The organism is Allokutzneria albata, assembly GCF_900103775.1.
Taxonomy (GTDB): domain Bacteria; phylum Actinomycetota; class Actinomycetes; order Mycobacteriales; family Pseudonocardiaceae; genus Allokutzneria; species Allokutzneria albata.
The window spans coordinates 3,796,044-3,814,133 of the sequence record NZ_LT629701.1; the positions used below are offsets into that span (position 1 = coordinate 3,796,044).

Annotated in this window: 1 protein-coding gene (cut by both window edges); it reads left to right on the forward strand. The window is 71.0% G+C overall.

All 18,090 nt of this window come from inside a single coding sequence — locus BLT28_RS17015, phosphotransferase (protein WP_156051079.1), on the forward strand. Of the gene's 67,800 coding nucleotides, 19,830 precede the window and 29,880 follow it; the stretch shown corresponds to coding positions 19,831–37,920, spanning codon 6,611 (complete) through codon 12,640 (complete); the first codon wholly inside the window starts at window position 1. Both codon boundaries (start and stop) fall beyond the window edges.

An 18,090-nucleotide genomic window follows, 5' to 3' on the forward strand; every position in this document is an offset into this window, starting at 1 on the left:
GAGATCATCGCCACCGGCGAGCAGATCCCCGCGGCCCGCGCCGCGTTGAGGCGTGCCGAGACCGCCCACGACGAGGCGGAGGCGGTGCTCGCCGAGCAGACCCGGCGGCGGGACGAGCCGAGCCTGTTCCAGCGGGTCGGGCAGCGGATGGGCTTCGGCAGCCCCGACGTGGCCGCCGCCGAGCAGGCCGCACGGGAGACCGGACGACTGCTCGACCTGCGGCGGTTGGACGTCACCCGGGCCATGGGCAGCTGGGAGACCGCGGTCCGCCGCAGTGGGGAGCTGCACAACGCGCTCAAGGATCTGGACCGCGCGGTCAAGGGCGTGCTCGACGACCTCGACGGTCTCACCGCGCTGCGCGACACAGAACTGAAGCACGAGGGTGACTCGCTGGAGACCGCCCGTGGTGTGGCTTCCGAGCTGCGCGCCGAGGTGTTGCTGACGCTGACCGAGCCCGACGGTTCAACGGTGCGCTACTGGGTCGCGCCCGATGGTGGCGTGCGCCGTGACAACGCCGACGGCGGTCCGGCCTTCGAGCTGGACAACGACGAGGTGTTGCAGCGGACGGTCGAGCGCAAGCGCCTGGACCGTGACGAGCTGATCGAGCGCTCGGTGGCCACCGGCCGCCCGATGCACATGCTGGTGGCCGAGGCCCGTGACCCGGCTGTGGTCACCGCCGCGCGCTACGGCGTGCACGTCGACCGCGTCCTGGCCGACGCCGCGGTGCGCCGGGCGGCGGAGCAGCACGGCATCGACATGGGGGGCCTGCGCGGCGACGCGCTGGCCGAGAAGACCGAGGCCGCCAAGCGGCGTTGGGACGGCATGCGCGACGGATTCGCGCAGGCCCTGGTCCAGGGCGGGATCACCGAGCAAGACGTGATCCGCGCTCTCGTCAACCGCGTCGACCTCCGCTCTCTCTACTTGCAGCTGAGGAACACGAGCAGCTCGCCAGGCGCCGAGCTGCGCAGCGTCGTCAACGTCCTGCCCATGTTCGCGGGCCCGGCGACGACGGCGGAGCTGGCCGAGCTGTTCGGCTTCGCGGACACGCCCGCGGAGATGGCCGACTTCAAGCACCTGCTGTCCATGGCGGGCATGCCGGACGTGCTCGAGAACTACGACGTGGCGCTGCTGCGCGGTGTCGCGGCGGACATGGCCGTCACCCACGGCCTGTTCGAGCCGTGGCAGCGCAGGCAACTGCTGGAGGTCGACCCCCAGCACGCGATCTCCGCTGCGCGGTTGCGCCCGGCCGAGCCCAGCAGGGCTCCCCTGGTCGCCGACGACGCCGCCCAGCGGCAGGCGCGCGAGGGCACCGTCGACGAGATCGTCCGGCGCTACTACCACGGCCTGCCGCTCGGCAGCGCCTACCGCGGCGAGAACGACCTGGGCTCCGACGGTCGCGAGCGGATCGACGACGCGCTCGCGCGGTGGGGTGTGCCCTACGCGGCGTGGGTGGCGACGCAGCTGCCCGGGTCGGCCTACGCGGGCGACTTCACCATGGAGAACCCGGTGCGGCAGACCGGGGACCACAACGCCCCGACGCCGACGCAGCTGCGCTACCTCCACGACAACGACGCATTCACCGAATGGGTGGCGAACGGGTCGATCAACCCGTTCGCGGCGATCTTCCAGCAGCTCCCGGCAGATGCGCTGGCCGACAAGGGCATCTTCACCGCCGAAGAGCTGGCCAAGGACATGATGGCCGCGCTGACCGCGGAGCTGGACCTGCCCGCGGCCGAGCGCACCCTGTTGCCGCTGGTGGAGGGCTTGCGCAGCGAGGCGCAGCGCCAGGGCGCGCTCGGCGACTGGCGCAACCACGACCAGCTCGGCGGCGCACTGCTCACGGAGATGCCCAAGCTCCTGGCCGCGCGCCACGGCCTTGACGTCCTCGTGGTCGGCAGGAACGCCGCTCTCACCCGGTTCGGCGGCGACGGTCACTTCGTCGCCCTGCTGAGCACGGGCGAGCACTTCATGCCGGTGCGCTTCACCGGCACGACGCCCGCGTTGCCGGACGTGCCCGTGCCCGCCGCACCCCCGGCCCCCGTGCTGCCGACGCGCCCGCCCTACACCGGCGACACGGCTTTCGGGACCGCGACGGTGCGCCTCGCGGGTGACTGGGCGAAGGGCACCGCCACCGCGATCGACCCCGCCGTGGTCGCCGCGCTGGACGCCTCCCCCACCGTCCCGGTGGTCATCAGCCCGGACTTCCTCGGCGAGTTCCACCTCAGGACGCCCGGGGGTGGCCGCATCGCGCTGGTGATCGAGACCAGCCCGAAGATCAACGCCCCGCGCCTCGTGCTGAGCAAGAACCCGGACGCCCCGGTTCAGCTGCTGATGCCGCTGCTGCCCACGGACCCCGCGGCGCAGCAGGCGGTCTTGGAGCAGGCGCTGGACGGACTGCACCAGCGGATCGTCGACGAGCGCGCGAAGTTCGGCGCCCCGTCCGCTCCCGACGACCCGCTGGCCGCCGCGCTCCAGGCGCAGCTGGCCGCGCAGGGCGCGACGCTCGACCCGCTCGCCGACCTGGACTTCTTCACCAACGGCGAGATGCTCGGCCTCGACGGACAGCCGGTCGCTCCGGGCGAGCTCACGCGCTCCGCGCTGACCGAGGCCGGCGTGATGGGCGGCATCCCCAGGATCGCCGAGTACGCGAAGCAGCTCAACGTCTCCCGCGGCAGGCTGGAAGCCAAGGTGCTGGCCAACTGGGCGGACGTCACCTCCCCCGGCGGCACGGTGCTGACCCTGACCACACGCGCGGGCGAGACGAAGCGGTTCCACATCGCCCTCACCCTGAAGGACCTGGTCAAGGTCCGTTCCGGGGTGGTCATGGCCGACCAGGCCCGCGGTAGGTACGCGCGCGGGTTGTGGGGCCAGGCGATGAACCTCGCGCGCGGCAGCAAGCTCGGCGTGACCGTGGCTGCCGGGTTCGGCGGCCTGATCGACGCGGTGTCCGGTGTGCCGGGGCTGAGCAAGGTCGCCAACGTGACCCTCGGCCGGGTCCTGTCGTGGAGCCAGGCCCAGCAGGTCGGCGGGCAGATGACCCGCGAGAGCTACCGGGCGTTCAAGGGCAGCCAGGGTCCGTTCTCCTACTTCGAGGCAGAGTCCTCGCTCGTCATCACCGAGATCCAGGCCGACGGGACCAAGGTGCGCTTCGACGCGCTCCCGCACAGGGCATGGTCCGAGGACGAGCCGGGCACGCTGCAGTTGTCGGTCGACGAGTCCTACCTGCGCCCCGTCACCGATGTCGTGCGCCGCCGCGTCGATCCTGAGCACTTCGACGCCAAGATGCCCAGGACCAAGGCCAGCGCGCTGTCCGACCGCGACGGCATCACCGACATGATCGTCGAGCAGCTGCGCACGGCTCTGGGCTCGCTCTACGAGGAGATGTCGGCGACTCGGCGCGCGGCACTGCGCGCCCAGGTCGAGGACTCGGTCCCGCACGTCCTGACCGAGTGGCAGACGGCGGTGAACTCCGCCATCGAGCTGCCGATCGTCCTCGACACCAACGAGGTCGTCTTCGTCGAGATCTCGGCGAAGATGCTGATGGACACCGCGGTGCTCATGGGTGACGGCGCCAACTCCTACCTGGAGTTCTGGGGCTACACCACCTACAGCTCCAACGGCAGTGTCTCCATGAGCCGTGGGGCGGGCGTGCAGGCCAAGGCCGTCTCCAAGGTTGCCGGGGCGAAGCTGACCCGGCTGTGGCAGCGGGTCACCAGAAGCGGTCTCTCGACCAACACCACCGGGATGTGGCTGCAGATCGACCGCTACCGCGGAGGGATCGCCAGCCACCTCACCGACGCCGAGGTCACCGTGCGGCTGCTCGGGCAGGACCGCAGGGCACTGCAGGTAGCCGCGCAGACCACCACGGTGAAGGTGCACACCGAGACGCCGGAGTCGGAAGCGTTCCGGGCGGGCATGCCCGTCGACGCCGCCCTCATCGGTGCTGACGGCAAGCTGGCGCGCGGGGGACCGCGGCAGGCATCCGCGAAGAACACGCCGTTCCCCAAGCACTTCCGCGACGGTGGCCCCGGCATGGCTGCCGTCGCCGAGATGACCGCGCAGAACCGGGACGGCTCAGAGCGCGAGGCCGGTGACGGCGACCTGCTGTCCCCGATGCACAAGATGCTGATCGAGGCCCTGGCAACAGAGGACTTCGTGCTGCCGGGCGAGGGCTTCCCCTCGGACATGGACCCCGGCACGCGCGCGCAGCTGACCTCGCGCGCGCAGCTGCTGATGGCGGTCAACACGAAGACGATCGAGCACCAGCTCTCCAGCGGGAATGTGGCCTTGGACTACACCACGCTGGTCCAGGGTGGAATCAGGGTCACCGTCACGCGGCTGAATCCGCTCAAGGGTTACGCCGAGGAAAAGGTGGAAATCGTCGTCGGCGCGGTCGCCGACTACGACGCCGCCAAACCCGTCGACGGCGACGGGTCGCGCGATGTCTACGGGATGTTCTGGGGCGACCACTCGACGACGGTCTCCACCGGCGAGACCAAGGCGAAACAGCTGGGCGGCAACCTCTCCGGCGCCCTGGACGCGATCGACAGCAACGGGGCCTTCGGCGGCGGCCTCGGCAGGGACGTCAGCACCAACGTCTCCGTCACCAACGGTGAGGTCAAGGTCATCCTCATCCACAACGACAGCCCGGTGCTCGGGTGGAAGGTGCCGCTGAAGCTGGTCGTCCGGGTCATCGACCCGAAGGGCGCGGTCACGCTGCCGGGCGCGGCCAGGGACGGCTCGGTCACCTTCGACGCCAGCACCGAGATCTACGTGCCGGAGGGCTTCGTCCACTCCGAGGAACCGGTCAGGGTCGCCGAGAAGACCGACCCCGAACTGTTCCGGGACACCGACGCCAAGGTCGTCTCGATCTCGGTCAAGGGACTGCTGGCCAAGGTGGAGGCCAGCGCGGGCAGGCTGCTCGCCGTGGGCTCGCCCAACAGGCAGGCCATCGCGGCCGAGCTCAGCGCGGGGTCGCTGCACGCGGCGATCACCGACTACATCCTCAGCGGCAGCACCAGTGACCAGCTGTTCCAGCTGGGCAGCTTCGGCGGTCTCGGAACGCACAAGCGGTACGCGCTGAAGGTCTCCGCGGTGCCGATGGAGACCGATGTGCTCGGTCTCGTCAGCGGCAACGTGGTGATGGCCGACGGTTCGTTCAACTACACCAGCCTGGGCTCTGGCTACAGCCGGGGCGGGAGCCTCGGCACCGACGGCGGCGTCACCGAGGGAACCGACTTCGTCGGCGGCGACGTGGGCCTCAACCCCTCCCTGGGCGGCTCCGTCGGCCACAGCCGCTCGCAGGGCACGATGTCGGCCTTCGGCCAGGACATCCTCAGCCTGGAGTCAGACCAGCGGCTGCACCTGCGCACCGGGCTGATGTTCAAGGCCGAGCTCGTCGAGCAGACGGTGGGCGACCGACTGCGGGGCGGTCTGTTCAAGAAGCGCGCCGCCGCCGTGACCGCCTCGAAGACGGTCACCGTCTGGCACCGCGGTGAGATCACCTGGGTCAGCCCGGAGTCCGACCTCGTCGCCGCCTACGCCACGGGCAAGCTCGACCTGCCCGCCGACTACATGACCACGTCCTTCCGGCGTTGGCAGGACGGTGACAACGACATCAGCCGCAACGTCATGGCCAGGGCGGTGCACCGCTTCTCCCTGGCTCAGCGGGCCGCGGGCGAGGAGCTCGATCAGGATCTGCTGCGCGACGTGCTGCTGCGCTACTCCTCGGAGGAGGTCTACGACGCCGCCGAACGCGCCGGGGCCGAAGACGTCCTGGACGTGGTTGCCGCGGTCGCCGAGCACTCACCCGAGGCCTCGGCCGAGTTGCGCGCTCTGCACCTGCCGCAGTTCCTGGACAAGGGCGAGTCGCTCGGCGGCAGCCGCGCGGTCTACGCCTTCGAGATGTCCAAGACCGATCCGAACAGCGGTGACGCGCAGCAGGTCCAGCTGGACCAGACGGTCAGGGACCTGCTCGCCAGGACGGCGCCGAACCTGCTCGCCCACCCGAACATGCAGCGCGCCCTGGAGACCAGCCTCGCGGGCAATCGTCCGTACGCGCTGCTCAACGACGCCTTCAACAGCGAGCGCTCGCTGATCCCGGAGGTGCTGGTACCGGTCAGCCCCAGGTACCCGTGGCTGGTCGAGCGCGTTCAGCTGGCGATCTCGGTGCGCCAGGTCGGCGAAGCGGAGGTCGTCGGCAGGCAGAAGGCGCGCGGTACGGAGAACGAGCTCCGCGGCGCGGACCAGGAGTCCGAGTCCACCACGGTCGGCACCAGCGTCGGCGTCGGCCTGTCGGGTGAGGGAGTCTTCGACATCGGACCGGACGCCCTGTCCGCGAGCACCCAGTTCGGCACGAGCACCACTCAGAACCAGAGGCGCAATGTCACGCGCGCCGCCACCCAGCTCGACTGGCGCGGGACGCACGACGTGAAGGTCCCCGTCGAGGTGACGATCAAGGTCGTCCGGAGCGGGGTCGAGCGCGGCCCGTTGAACAACGTCCTGTTGCGCAGCGTCAGGCGCGCGAGGACGACGACGGAGGTCCTCCAGGGCACGATCGGGCTGCACGTCTCCGACGGGCAGTTGCTGCGGGAACGACCGGCGCCGCCGGAGCACGTCGACTACCGGTCCATCTCCGAGCTGCCGGGCAACCGGGTCGGCGTGGACCAGGTGCAGAACGAGCCCGTCAGGAAGGCCGTCACGGACTTCCTGGAACAGCTCTACGGTTCGCGGGCGAGGCGGCTCGGCGAGGCGATCAAGCAGATGACCTCGGTCACCGCGCTGGGCTCCCGAGTTGCCAGGATGGTCAGCGAGCAGGACGGCGCGGAGCTGGGCTCCGACCTGCACATGCTGCGCAGGCGCGGGCGCGGGGGCTTCGCCGTCAACAGGGTCCAGGTCCGGGCCAAGTTCGACGTGTCGGGCGTGCACGTCGTGAGCAACCAGCCCGACAACGGCGGTATCGGCCAGGTCCTGCGCGACGACGCCGGCACCGACATCACCATCAGCAGGCAGCGCACCACGCCGCTCGGTCTCGGCGGCGAGGAGGCGCTCGACGAGGCCTTCGGGGTCGACGGCGCCGGTGCGGTGTCGGCGGGTGCGGGCAGCCAGGTCAGCATCACCGCCAGCACCGGAGCGCGCGGGGACCAGAAGACCGAGGAGTTCGGCTCGCTCGTGCACGTCCGGGCCCGCTACCACGCCGGTCTCATCGTGCGCGAGTTCACCACCAAGGCGAACAACCGCAACATCCTCGCCCGCGAGCACAACCGGCCCAACGCCGCGACCGGCTGGCTCAACTTCAAGGTCTACGAGCGCGATCTTCCGGCGCTGCTGCAGGAGCTGGAGGCGGCAAAGCCGTGGGACCGGCTGGTGGCGCTCGGCTTGGAGAGCCACGACGGCGAGGCGATCCGCCAGGCCCTCGCCCTGCGCGACCGAGAGGCGCCGGCGTTCGACCTGGCGACCCTGCTGTCCGACGCCGCGGCGAAGCGCACGGCGCTGGACGCGGGCGACGAGAAGGCGAAGTCGGACCCCATGGCGCTGGCCAAGGCGCTGGACACCGACTACCCGCACGTGGCGGTCAGCCACGGCATCCTGAACGGCCTTCCCGACGGCATCGCCAAGGTCCTGGTCACCCAGCCCAACGACATCAGCGGGCAGCTGCTGGTCAAACTCGCCAGCGACCCGATGCTGGACAGCGCGGCCGAACAGGCCGAGCGGGCCAAGCGGGTCTCCGACGCGATGGTGAGCGCGCGAGCCCAGTTGGCCGGCCTCGACCCCGACACGGTCGACCGGGCGCTGGTCCACCGGGCGCGCGAAGCCGCGGACAACGCGGTCGCCATCGTCGAGCAGCAGCGCACCACCGGGGAACCGCTCGCCGAAGCGCGCGCCGAACTGCGCGCGGCGGAGGAGGAGTGGAAGGCCGCCGTCGACCGCGCCTACGCCGAGCACGGCGCGAACGCCAAGGAGCGTTCCGCGGTGCGCAGGATGCTGGACCGGCTCGGTCGCAACCGGCTGCCCCGCACCGGGGTCGCGGGCCTGGACGCCGCGCTGGAGCAGGTGCGGCGCAACGAGGGCGTGCGCCTGGAACGGGCGCGCACCGAGTTCGACACCGTGGTCGGGGCGTGGGAGGTCGCGGCGGCCCGCGAGGGTGAGCTGCGCGAGTCCCTCCAGCGCGTCTCGCACAACCTCACGCGGCTGATCGGAGGCCGGCCGGGTACGGCTGAGTCGCTCGACGCGCTCAAGGCGCTCGCAGCGCACCGACCGAGGCACTCCGGTGACCCGGTCCAGCTCGCGCGCGGCGTCGCCAACCAGCTGCGTGCCGAGATCTTGTTGTCGCGCACGGAGAACGACGGCACGGTGACCCGCTTCCGGGTGGCACCGGACGGTGCGGTGGTGCGCGAGGGCGAGGAAGCGCCGTTCGCGGAGCTCGCCCAGCTGATCGTGCCGCAGGACGCGCCGACGGAGGTCGACTCCGAGGGTGCGCTGATCCGGGAGTTCGACGCGCTCAGCGACGCGATCCGGATGCGGATCGACCTGAGCGAGATGTTGGAGCGCTCCTCCGCCATCGGCAAGCCGCTGGACGCGGTCGTCGCCGAGGCGCGGGACTCCGCCGTCGTCGACGCCGCCTTCGCGGGCGTGGACGTTGACGAGGTGCTCCACCAGGCCGCGCAGGACCCGGGCACCACCCGGGCCGAGCTGCTGGTCGAGCACACCGAGCGGGCGCGGGCGGACTGGGACGCGATCCGTCCGGGCTTCCAGCGTGCGATCGCGCGGGCGTGGCAGGGCGCCGACATCTCCACCAGCACGGCGGTCACCTGGGCCGTAGCGGGCGGTCTCGACCTGGTGGCGGTCTACCGGCAGGCCGTCGAGGCGGGCATCTCCCCCGACGTCGCGCTGCGGTCGGCCGTCTCGGTGCTGCCGATGCAGGAGCCCGCCTTCACGCTGGCCGAGCTGGCCCCGTTGTTCGGCTTCAAGGCCACGCCAGGGGATCTGGCGCGCTTCCGGCACATCCTCAACCAGGCCGGGCTGACCAGCACGATCCGCGTCTACGAGTCGGGACTGCTGCGCGAGCTCGCCGCCGAGCTGGCGGTGAACTTCGGGCTGTTCGACCCCGCGCAACGGCGTCTGGTGCTGGAGGTGGACCCGCACTGGCTGGCCTCGGCGGTGAACACCCGCCCGGCACAGCTGGAGCAGCCCCCCTCGCCAACGCTGGACGCCGACCGCGCGGCCAGGGCCGACACGGTCGAGCAGATCGTCCGCAGCTTCTACCACGGCCTGCGGATGGACCGCGCCTATCGCGGCCCGAACCCGCTGGACCAGGCGGGCCGAACCGCGATCGACGAGGCGCTGGCGCGCTGGGGCGTGCCCGCGGCGGCCTGGGTGGCCTCGCAGCTGCCGGGCGCCACGTTCACCGGCCCGCTGACGGCCGCCGACGTGGTCAAGCAGACCGGGGACAAGAACGTCCCGACGCGGGCCCAGCTGGAGTTCCTCTCGCTCAGCGAGGCGCTGACCGCGTGGGTGCCCAACGGCACGGCCAACGTGTTCGAGGCGATCTTCCGGCAGCTGCCCGCGGGCAAGCTCGCCGCCGCGGGCATCCACGACGCGACCGAGCTGGCGCAGGACCTGCGCGCTGAGCTGGAACGCGAACTCGGGCTGCCCGGGGGAGAGCGGCGGCTGCTACCGCTCACCGGCCTGAACAGCGACGCACAGCAGAGCAAGGCGGTCTCGACCTGGGGCGCCAAGGGCCAGCTCACCGCTCCGATGCTGGCGGCCATGACGCGGATGATCGCGACGCGCCACGACCTGGCCATCGCTGTGGTCGACGACGAGGGCGTGGTCCGGCACGACGGCCGTGCCGGCATCCCCGACGCCGTCCTGTTGCACAACAACGGCCACTTCATGCCGGTGCTCTTCACCGAACCCGCCCTCCGCGCGGCGCTGGGTTCCGGCGACGACGGGGCCTCACCAGGCACCGGCGGTGATGACGCCGGTCGAGGCGTCCCCGGTGTTCCGGTGCCGGTGATCGGTGCGCGCACCTGGGCCGGTGGCACGAGCACCGTGCTGCAGCTCGAAGCCGTGCGCGCCGCGGCGGCCAAGGTCCCCGGTGCGGTCGTCACCGAGGACACCCAGGTCCGGGTCAAGGCACATCTCGGCAACGGGTCGGTGGTGGACGTCCTCGTGGTGATCGACGGCACCGTCGACGCACCGCAGCTGGTGCTCACCGAGGACGCGAGAGCGGTCCAGCTGGTGGTGCCACCGCTGCCGCGCAACACCGTCGGGCAGCGGCTGATGCTGTTCCGGTCGCTGGAGTCCGCGTTCCACCAGCTTCCGGACTTCGTCCCCACGTCCTGGCTCGCCGCCAACGGCAACGGCGGCAGTGGTCTGTCCGCGAGCGAGCTGGTCAACCAGCGCCTGCGGGCACGGCAGGTGCAGCAGAGCGAGCAGCGCGCCGCAGAGGAGGACGACGCCCGCAGGCAGACCGAGGCGGCCGAGGCCAAGCGGCAGCAGGAGATCGACGAGGCCAAGCAGGAATCTCTCGCCGAGGCCGACGCCGACGCGGCGGAAGCGGAAGCCGCGGAGGAGGCGGAGCAGGCGGCCAACGCCCTCGCCATCGTGCCCAAGCGGGCGGCCACCCCGGCGGTGATCGTCAGGTCGGCGCAGGACTTCAGCGCGGACGGCAAGGTGCTCGGCGAGCTGCGCCAGCTGATCGAGAAGGTCGACGAGTTCCGCGAGAGCTCGGCGCTGGCCGGCGGCGAAGCGACCACGACTGAGAACATCCTCTCCGAGGAGCGGGTCGCCACCAGGCTCTTCGAGGACGCGGTCCTGCTGGCCGAGCAGACCGACGCGCTGACCGACGTGCACTCCAAGCCGAGCGAGGCGGGCCTGGCCACCGCGCAGATCCGGCTCTCCGACCGGTACCGGCGGTTGACCGACGCGCTCGCCGTGCTCATGGACGTGGCCGAGACCCGCAAGGACCTGCTGGCGCAGGCCCACGACGCGGACCTCGAAGCGCTGGCCTGGTCGTACCAGGCCATGGCCGCCGCGGAGACCGAGAAGCGCAACGTCACTCCTCGGCTGTTCGGCCGGGAGATCTCCGCCGAGCGGCTGCGTGCCTTCTCCTCCGAGACCACCGCGCGCGCGGACCAGGTGCGGTCCGAGGCGGACAAGCACCTCGCCGCGCTGAACCGGGCGTTGGCCCGGGTGCAGCGCGAGGTGGAGCTGCTGGAGGACCTGCACGCCGCCAACCCGGCGCTGCTCAACACCGGCGACGTCACGCTGGGCATCAAGCACGACACCGGTGTGTCGGTGCTGGCCGCCAAGCCCAAGCCCGGCCGCTGGCCCGGCATGGAGAAGGTCGCCACCAGCGACGTCGAGGCAGTCGAGAACCTGCTCGCGCTGCTGGACCAGCACAGGCAGCTCGTCACCGCGCTGCGGGCGGAGGGCTTCGACGGCCGCAGGGCCGCCGACTTCGCCGAGCTGCGCGAGGACTCGACCAAGCCGGAGGCCGTGCGCCGCGCGGCCGCCGTGCTGGCCCAGGTCGACCTGCGGCTGCGCACCCTGATCAACGGTGACGGGCGGCAGCACGGCTTCGGGCTCAACGAGGTCGTCGCCGGCTCGCGGACCCGGATGCGCTGGCTGGAGAAGATCCTCACCAACCACCCGCGCTTCCGCGGGCTGCCCAACACGCTGGCCGGGTTGCGGCTGGTCGGCGAGATGTCGCGGCTGGAGGAGCACCCGGTCCCGGAGATGGCCAGGACCCTGCGGCTGCTGGCGACCAAGAACTACGCCGAGAAGACCTCGGTGCGCGGCAGGCTCAACGACACGCTGAAGAAGATCAAGGTCCAGCAGATCACCGAGATCTCGGTCGACGACGTCAGCTTCGCCTTCGGCCAGCACTCGCTGCCCAGCCAGCACGACGCGGCGAACCCGGCGCTGACCACGCAGCTCAACGTGTCCTGGACCTCGGGGCCGCTGCGGCTGTTCCGTCCCGGATTCACCCTGCAGCTGCGGGTGGTCGACGTCGCGGACGGGCCCGCGGTGCGCCGCTCGGACGTGGCCAAGGACGGCTGGGTCGAGCGCGGCCAACTGGTGCTGGACGTCCGCAAGGGCGCCACGACCGAGGAGATCGACACCGCCCTCGGCGAGATCCTGCTCGCCGAGGTGGCCAACTACGTCCCGCAGGTGCCACCGATCAAGGTCGACGTCAGCGCGACGCTGCTCTACCAGGCGGGCAACATCCTGGGCACCGCGCTCGGCGTCGGGATCTCGCTGCTGTTCGGCGCGTGGGTCGGACTGCCCTACGTCGTCGGCCTCGGCACGGTCGCACTGTGGTCGTCACTGGCCGGCATCGTGACCTGGTACGTCTACGCGGGCAAGAGCACCGAGGCGGGCAACGCGGCCCGCAGGCTGCGTTCGAGCTGGCGCGGAGGCATCGGCCCGACCAACAAGCAGATCACCGACACCACGTTCACCACCCGCAAGGGCCTGACGGCGGCGACCAAGATCTTCGGCGTCGCGCTGCCCGACGCGTTGCCCTACGAGGAGCTGCACGAGCTCACCACCACTGAGCGCAGGAACTTCGAGACGCGGGTGCGGTGGACGGGCGAGACCATCGCCCAACTGATCAACGATCAGGAGTTCGTCGACAAGTACTCGCAGAGCGCCGGCATCGACAAGCTCATGACGGAGGCCACCGACGTCAGCTGGTCCTCGAAGGAGTTCATCGCCGCCCAGGACGCGTCGGGGACCCAGCAGCCGAACGACCTCGGCACCCTCTCCCTCACGGTGTGGACCGGCGACCCGAAGAAGGACGAGCCCAGGCTCCCCGTCCACGTGAAGATCTCCCTGGTCGAGGGCGACATGGCGCACACCGACCAGTTCCTCAAGGGCGCCGCGGTCGGCAAGTCCGAACTGCGCTACTGGGTCAAGGTCTCGCCCAACCTGGTCAAGCAGGGACCCGAGGCCATGGTGGCCGAGGTCGCGGCGAAGGTCGGCACGCTCTCGGGTGCCGCGTCCCGGGTGATGTTGCAGCCCGCGATGAGGAAGTACTTCAAGGAAAAGTTCCTGCTGTTCGCGAAGTACCCGCTGGATCCCGGCCTCACCCTCGGGTTCGCCTGGCTCACCAGCACCATGCCCCTGTTCGCACCCGCGCTGATCGCCAGCGCGGGCATCCGCGCGGGCTCGGCGCTGCAGGCGTACATGAACGCCCGGCACCGACAGGCCGCGTTCGCGCTCTACACCCACTCCAGCCGCGAGCGCCAGGCCGGGCAGGAACTGGTCAGCACCGACGACATGACCAAGCACGCGAACAACGCGCTCGGTCTGATCGGCACGAGCACGCGGGTCACCGACAGGCTGCGCGCGGAGGTCGAGTCGCAGCTGCCTGCCCGCCGACCAGTGGAGTCGGTCTCCGACGACCCGCTCGGCGAGATGCTCGTGGCGGCGAGGAGGATCGCCGAAGAACTGCGAGCCGAGCCAGATGCCGCGGGGGTCCGAATCGAGCTGGACGAGGCCAAGGACTACCGCCCGACCCTCACCGTCTCCTTCGATGGCGACAAGCCCCCCAAAGCCGTCACGCCGACGCGGGAAGCCCTGGCCGAGGCGCTCACGCACGTGCCCGACGCCGAGCGCGAGGAGGCCATCAGGCACGCCGCGATGATGATGGCCGCGGCCAAGCACCTCAAGGCCGAGGCCGAGGGCGTTGACCGGGTGCAGAGCGTCCGGATCGAGCTCAACGAGGTCGACGAGTTCCGGCCGGTCGTGGTCATCGAGGGCAAGCCCGAGCTGCGCAACCCGAAGATGCCCGCTCTGATCAAGATCGGGCTCTCGGAATCCGCGCACCTGCCCGGTCCGTTCAGCCCGTTCACGACACACGCGGACGTCCGGACCGGGTCGAAGAAGGGCCCCGCGTCGGAAAAGGGCAAGGACATCCGCGAGTTCGCGATGCTGCTGCCGACCGAGTGGACCGAGGACGGCACCCGGCTCACCCTCGACGAGGCCAAGGCGTGGCTGTCCGGGCACCTGAACGAGATCATGGTGACCGAGCGGCTGGTCCACCCCCGTGAGAAGCGCCAGCTCGCGTGGAACGCCGGTATCCGGACACTGGGCCGCGGCGTGCTCAACGCCGTCGTCAGCGGTGTGATGAGCAGCTCGGAGGCCGACTCCGCACGGGAGAAGGCACTCGCGGACGGCATGTCTCCCGCCGAGGCCGAGGTCGCCGCCGAGACCGCCGCCGCGGCCAGCATCGCCTCGATGAGCCAGTCGCTCGCGGAATCGGTCGCGGCCATCGGCGAGAGCATGACCGTGGTCATGAGGGCACGCCGTCTCATGGAGCAGGCCGCGGAGTCGCTGCGCACCGGGGTGAGCAAGCAGGACGTGACGCCCCGGGCGATGGACGACTGGGTGCGGCACGGCTCCAACCGGCTGCGCCAGACCACCAGGGCGATCACCGAACTGGTCGGCACGATCACCGACGACGACCTGAAGGCACGGCTGCGCCCGCTCACCGAGCGGGTCCAGCAGTACGACAGGGACCCCGAGCAGATCATCGACGACTTCGACGCGCTGATCGACGCGGGCACCGTCGGCGAGATCCCGCACCTGGGCAACATCCGGCGGATCGGCAGGGGCCAGTACCAGCTGTGGGTCGACATGACCGACAAGCCCGGCTGGAAGAATCTCGGCGCGAAGCTGCGGGGCAAGCACCCGCGCTTCATGAACCTGCGGCTGCTGCCGCCGGTGCCGGGAGAGCCGAACAGCCTGCTGGTGCCCAACGGCACCGACACGCACGCGCTGGCCATGGGCAGCGACGCGCGGGCCCTGCTGCCGCTGATCGAGACGTGGGTGGCGATCTACCACCACGGCGCGACGGGCGTGCCCAGCCGGGGCGCGTTCATGCTCCAAGACGCCGGAACGGGCAACCTGCCCAGCCTCTTCGGCCGGATCGCCAGCCAGGCCGCCGGCAGCGGTGTCGAGCTGACCAAGACCGCCATCCAGGTGGGCAGCGGCATCGTCTCCACCGGGCTCAACGTGGGTGCCTCGGAGTGGCACGCACGCGGGGCGTACCAGCGCGGCGAGCTGAACAACTACATCCTGTCCCGCGACTCCAAGGTGATGTCGCCGGACCGCATCCTGTACTCCCTGGCCTACGCCGAGGGCTTCGGCAAGGCGAACGCGCAACTGACCGACGCCTACCTGGAGATCGCCCAGCAGACAGGGCGGCTCTCGCCCAAGACCGTCGAGATCCTGCGCAAGCAGCTGAGCAGCCCGGACCTCTCGCCGGCCCAGGTGCTCACCGAGTTCAGGATCGACGCGGCGGCGCTGCCCGCGGACTGGTCCTTCGAGGACCTCGACCAGGCCGTCCAGGCCGTCTACCCGGACCAGGTGCTCCCGGACCGGCCCCCGCTGCCCCTGGACGTCGACCCGAGTCCGGTCAAAGCGGAGCTGCCGATGACGGCGGCGGCGGCCGAGTGGGCCGCGGATCTGGTCGGCATCGACCGCTCCGACGTCACGTACCAGGTCGTCACGGACCAGAAGCAACTGGACTCGTGGGGTCGCGACGACGCCCACGGCGGCACGCCGACCGAAATGGTCAAGGACGAGAACGGCAAGTGGCACAAGAAGGGCGGGGTCGTCTTCCTGGCGCCGTCGGCCTTCCGCGACCTCGAAACGCTGGTGCGCGTCGTCACGCACGAGACGCGGCACGCCAAGATGCTGCAAGCGGACATCACTCCCAGCAACACGCCGGTGACGATCCTGGAGGCCGACGCCGACGCGCACGAGAACGCCGCCGTCGCCCGCCTGCACGAACTGGCCGAAGGCGGTGTTCCCCCGGCCTTCCCGGAGAAGAGCACCTACGAGGGCATGCCGCTGGCCGAAGGCCCCGTCCCGATGCTGTTCTACGGCGCCGACGCCTACCACGCCGCCGCCTCCGGCGCGGACGACCCGACCCACCTGCTCCGGTACGGGCTCGCGCAGGGCGTGGTGGGGGCGGAGGACGTCGTCACCGACTCCCCCGGTACGAGCAGGAAACTGACGCTGGGCAACGACCTCGACGTCATGCACACGCCGAGGTCGCCGTTCCTGCTGGACGAGCAGGTCGACCAGCAGGGTGTCAACGAGGTCGGCGCCTACACGGTGGACCGGCGGTTCAAGCTCGACCTCGTCTCGCCGACCGTGTACTGGGAGGGCGACGACGAGCACAGGCCCGGCTCAGTCCGGCTGTGGCTCGACGACACGATGCCCGGTCACGCGGACACCACGGTCTACGGCGCGTTCCACCGCGACGCACAGGCGTTCCTGGACTGGTTGACGGGCAACGACAACCAGTTCCCGGGCGGCTACTTCAGCATCGTGGACGAGGTGACCGGCGAGCTGGCGCCGTGGCCGGTCACCTTCGGCTCCGCCTTCCCTGGCACCGCCGACCGGGGGCGCTTCGAGGACAACGTCCACACCCGCTCGACCTTCGCGGGCACGGTCGTCCAGGAGGAGCTGGCCGACCCGACCCGGCAGCTGCACCCCGACCTGCTGGCGAACATCCGCGCGGTCACCGCGGACCAGCTGCGGGACGACCTCGAGGCGATCGGCATGGACGCCGACCGGATCGAGGCCGCGCTCACCGTGCTGGAGGTCGTCCAGCGGACGGGCAGGCTGACCGGCGACGCGACAACCATCGACGAACAACTACCCGGAGGAGAAGACGATGACCGTGCAGTTCCAGGTGGCCTACGTGGACGATCTGCCGATGAGGGCGGGTCTGCTGGTGTCGGGGTATCTGACGGCGGGGACCATGACGGACGACGTGCTGTTGAAGGATCCCGAGACGGACAACCAGTGGCAGGTGCTCGGGGTGGAGTTCCCGACGCCGAGGGCTCGGGAAGAGGGGCGGACGACGGTGCTGGTCGAGCGCTCGGAGACGCCGCCACAGGTCGGGATGACGCTGACGAGCTGACCGAGGGCCGCCGTCGACCGCACCGCACGAACGAGTTCCTCGCCGAGCGCGACAGCGTCGCCAAGATGGGCGACCTCGGCGCGCTGGTGGCGCTGCTGGGCCCGCTGCCGGGCATCTCGATCGAGCCGAACGTCGACGGCGGGACGCGGGTCACATTCGAGTCCACCGGTGTCTCGGTCGACGTCGTCGTGGCGTTGACCGACTACCGCACCGGTTTCCTGGACCTGCGGACCAGCGCGTCCGAGTCACCCGTCGCACTGGTCCACATCAGCAGGACCAGCAGCGTCGTCGACGCCGTCGCCACGGTCGCGGAAAAGCTGGGTGTCATCGACGCCGGGCTGCGCCGAGAGGCCCGTCTGCCGAGGCTGGTGGCGCAGGACCCGCGCAGCACTGACCCCGGTGACGCCAGTGTCCAGCTCCAGGTGATGAACGCGGCGGCCAACGGGATCTACGCGCTGGGCCTGCAGTTCGGCGCGGACGGCGGTCCCGTTGGCGCTCGTCTGTTCGAGCAGTTCCAGCACGCCCTGTCACGGGTGGAACGGCAGATCGGCCAAGGCTCGGGAGAGCTGGACCGGCTCGTCCGCGAGGGGTACATCTCCGCCCGGGCAAGGCAGGTGCTGACGACCCTCCGGGACAACGTTCCCCCTGCTGCCACAGGCGTTGCGCTCGACAGTGCGGCGCTGCCGAGCGCCGCGGCGTGGGACGCGGCGCTCGGCTCCACCTCCGCGCAGCGGACGTTCGATCCCGCGCGCGACGTCGCCGCGGTGCTCGACTCGCTCGTCGCGTCGGGTGCGGTCCCCGGCCTGACGCACGGCCCGCAGATTCCGGGGCGGCCGATCGACATCACCATCGGTGGGACCCCGCTGCGCTTGCACGCCGACCGGCCCTTCCACCAGCCCGGGGACGAGGGCGCCCTGTCCTCCTCGCAGCGCAGGGGGCCTTCCAACGTGCTGATCAAGGTCGGCACCGGCCTGGATCTGGCGCGGGCCACCCGGGAGTACGCCTTCCAGCTGGGCAAGCTGGCGCACGAGATCGCCCAGGAACAGCAGGGCGGCCTGCGCCGCATCCTGTCGCTGGGCGCGAACGCCTCCCCGCTCGACGCCAAGTCCGCTGGCCGGATCGCGGTGCTCGACACCATGGCCGCG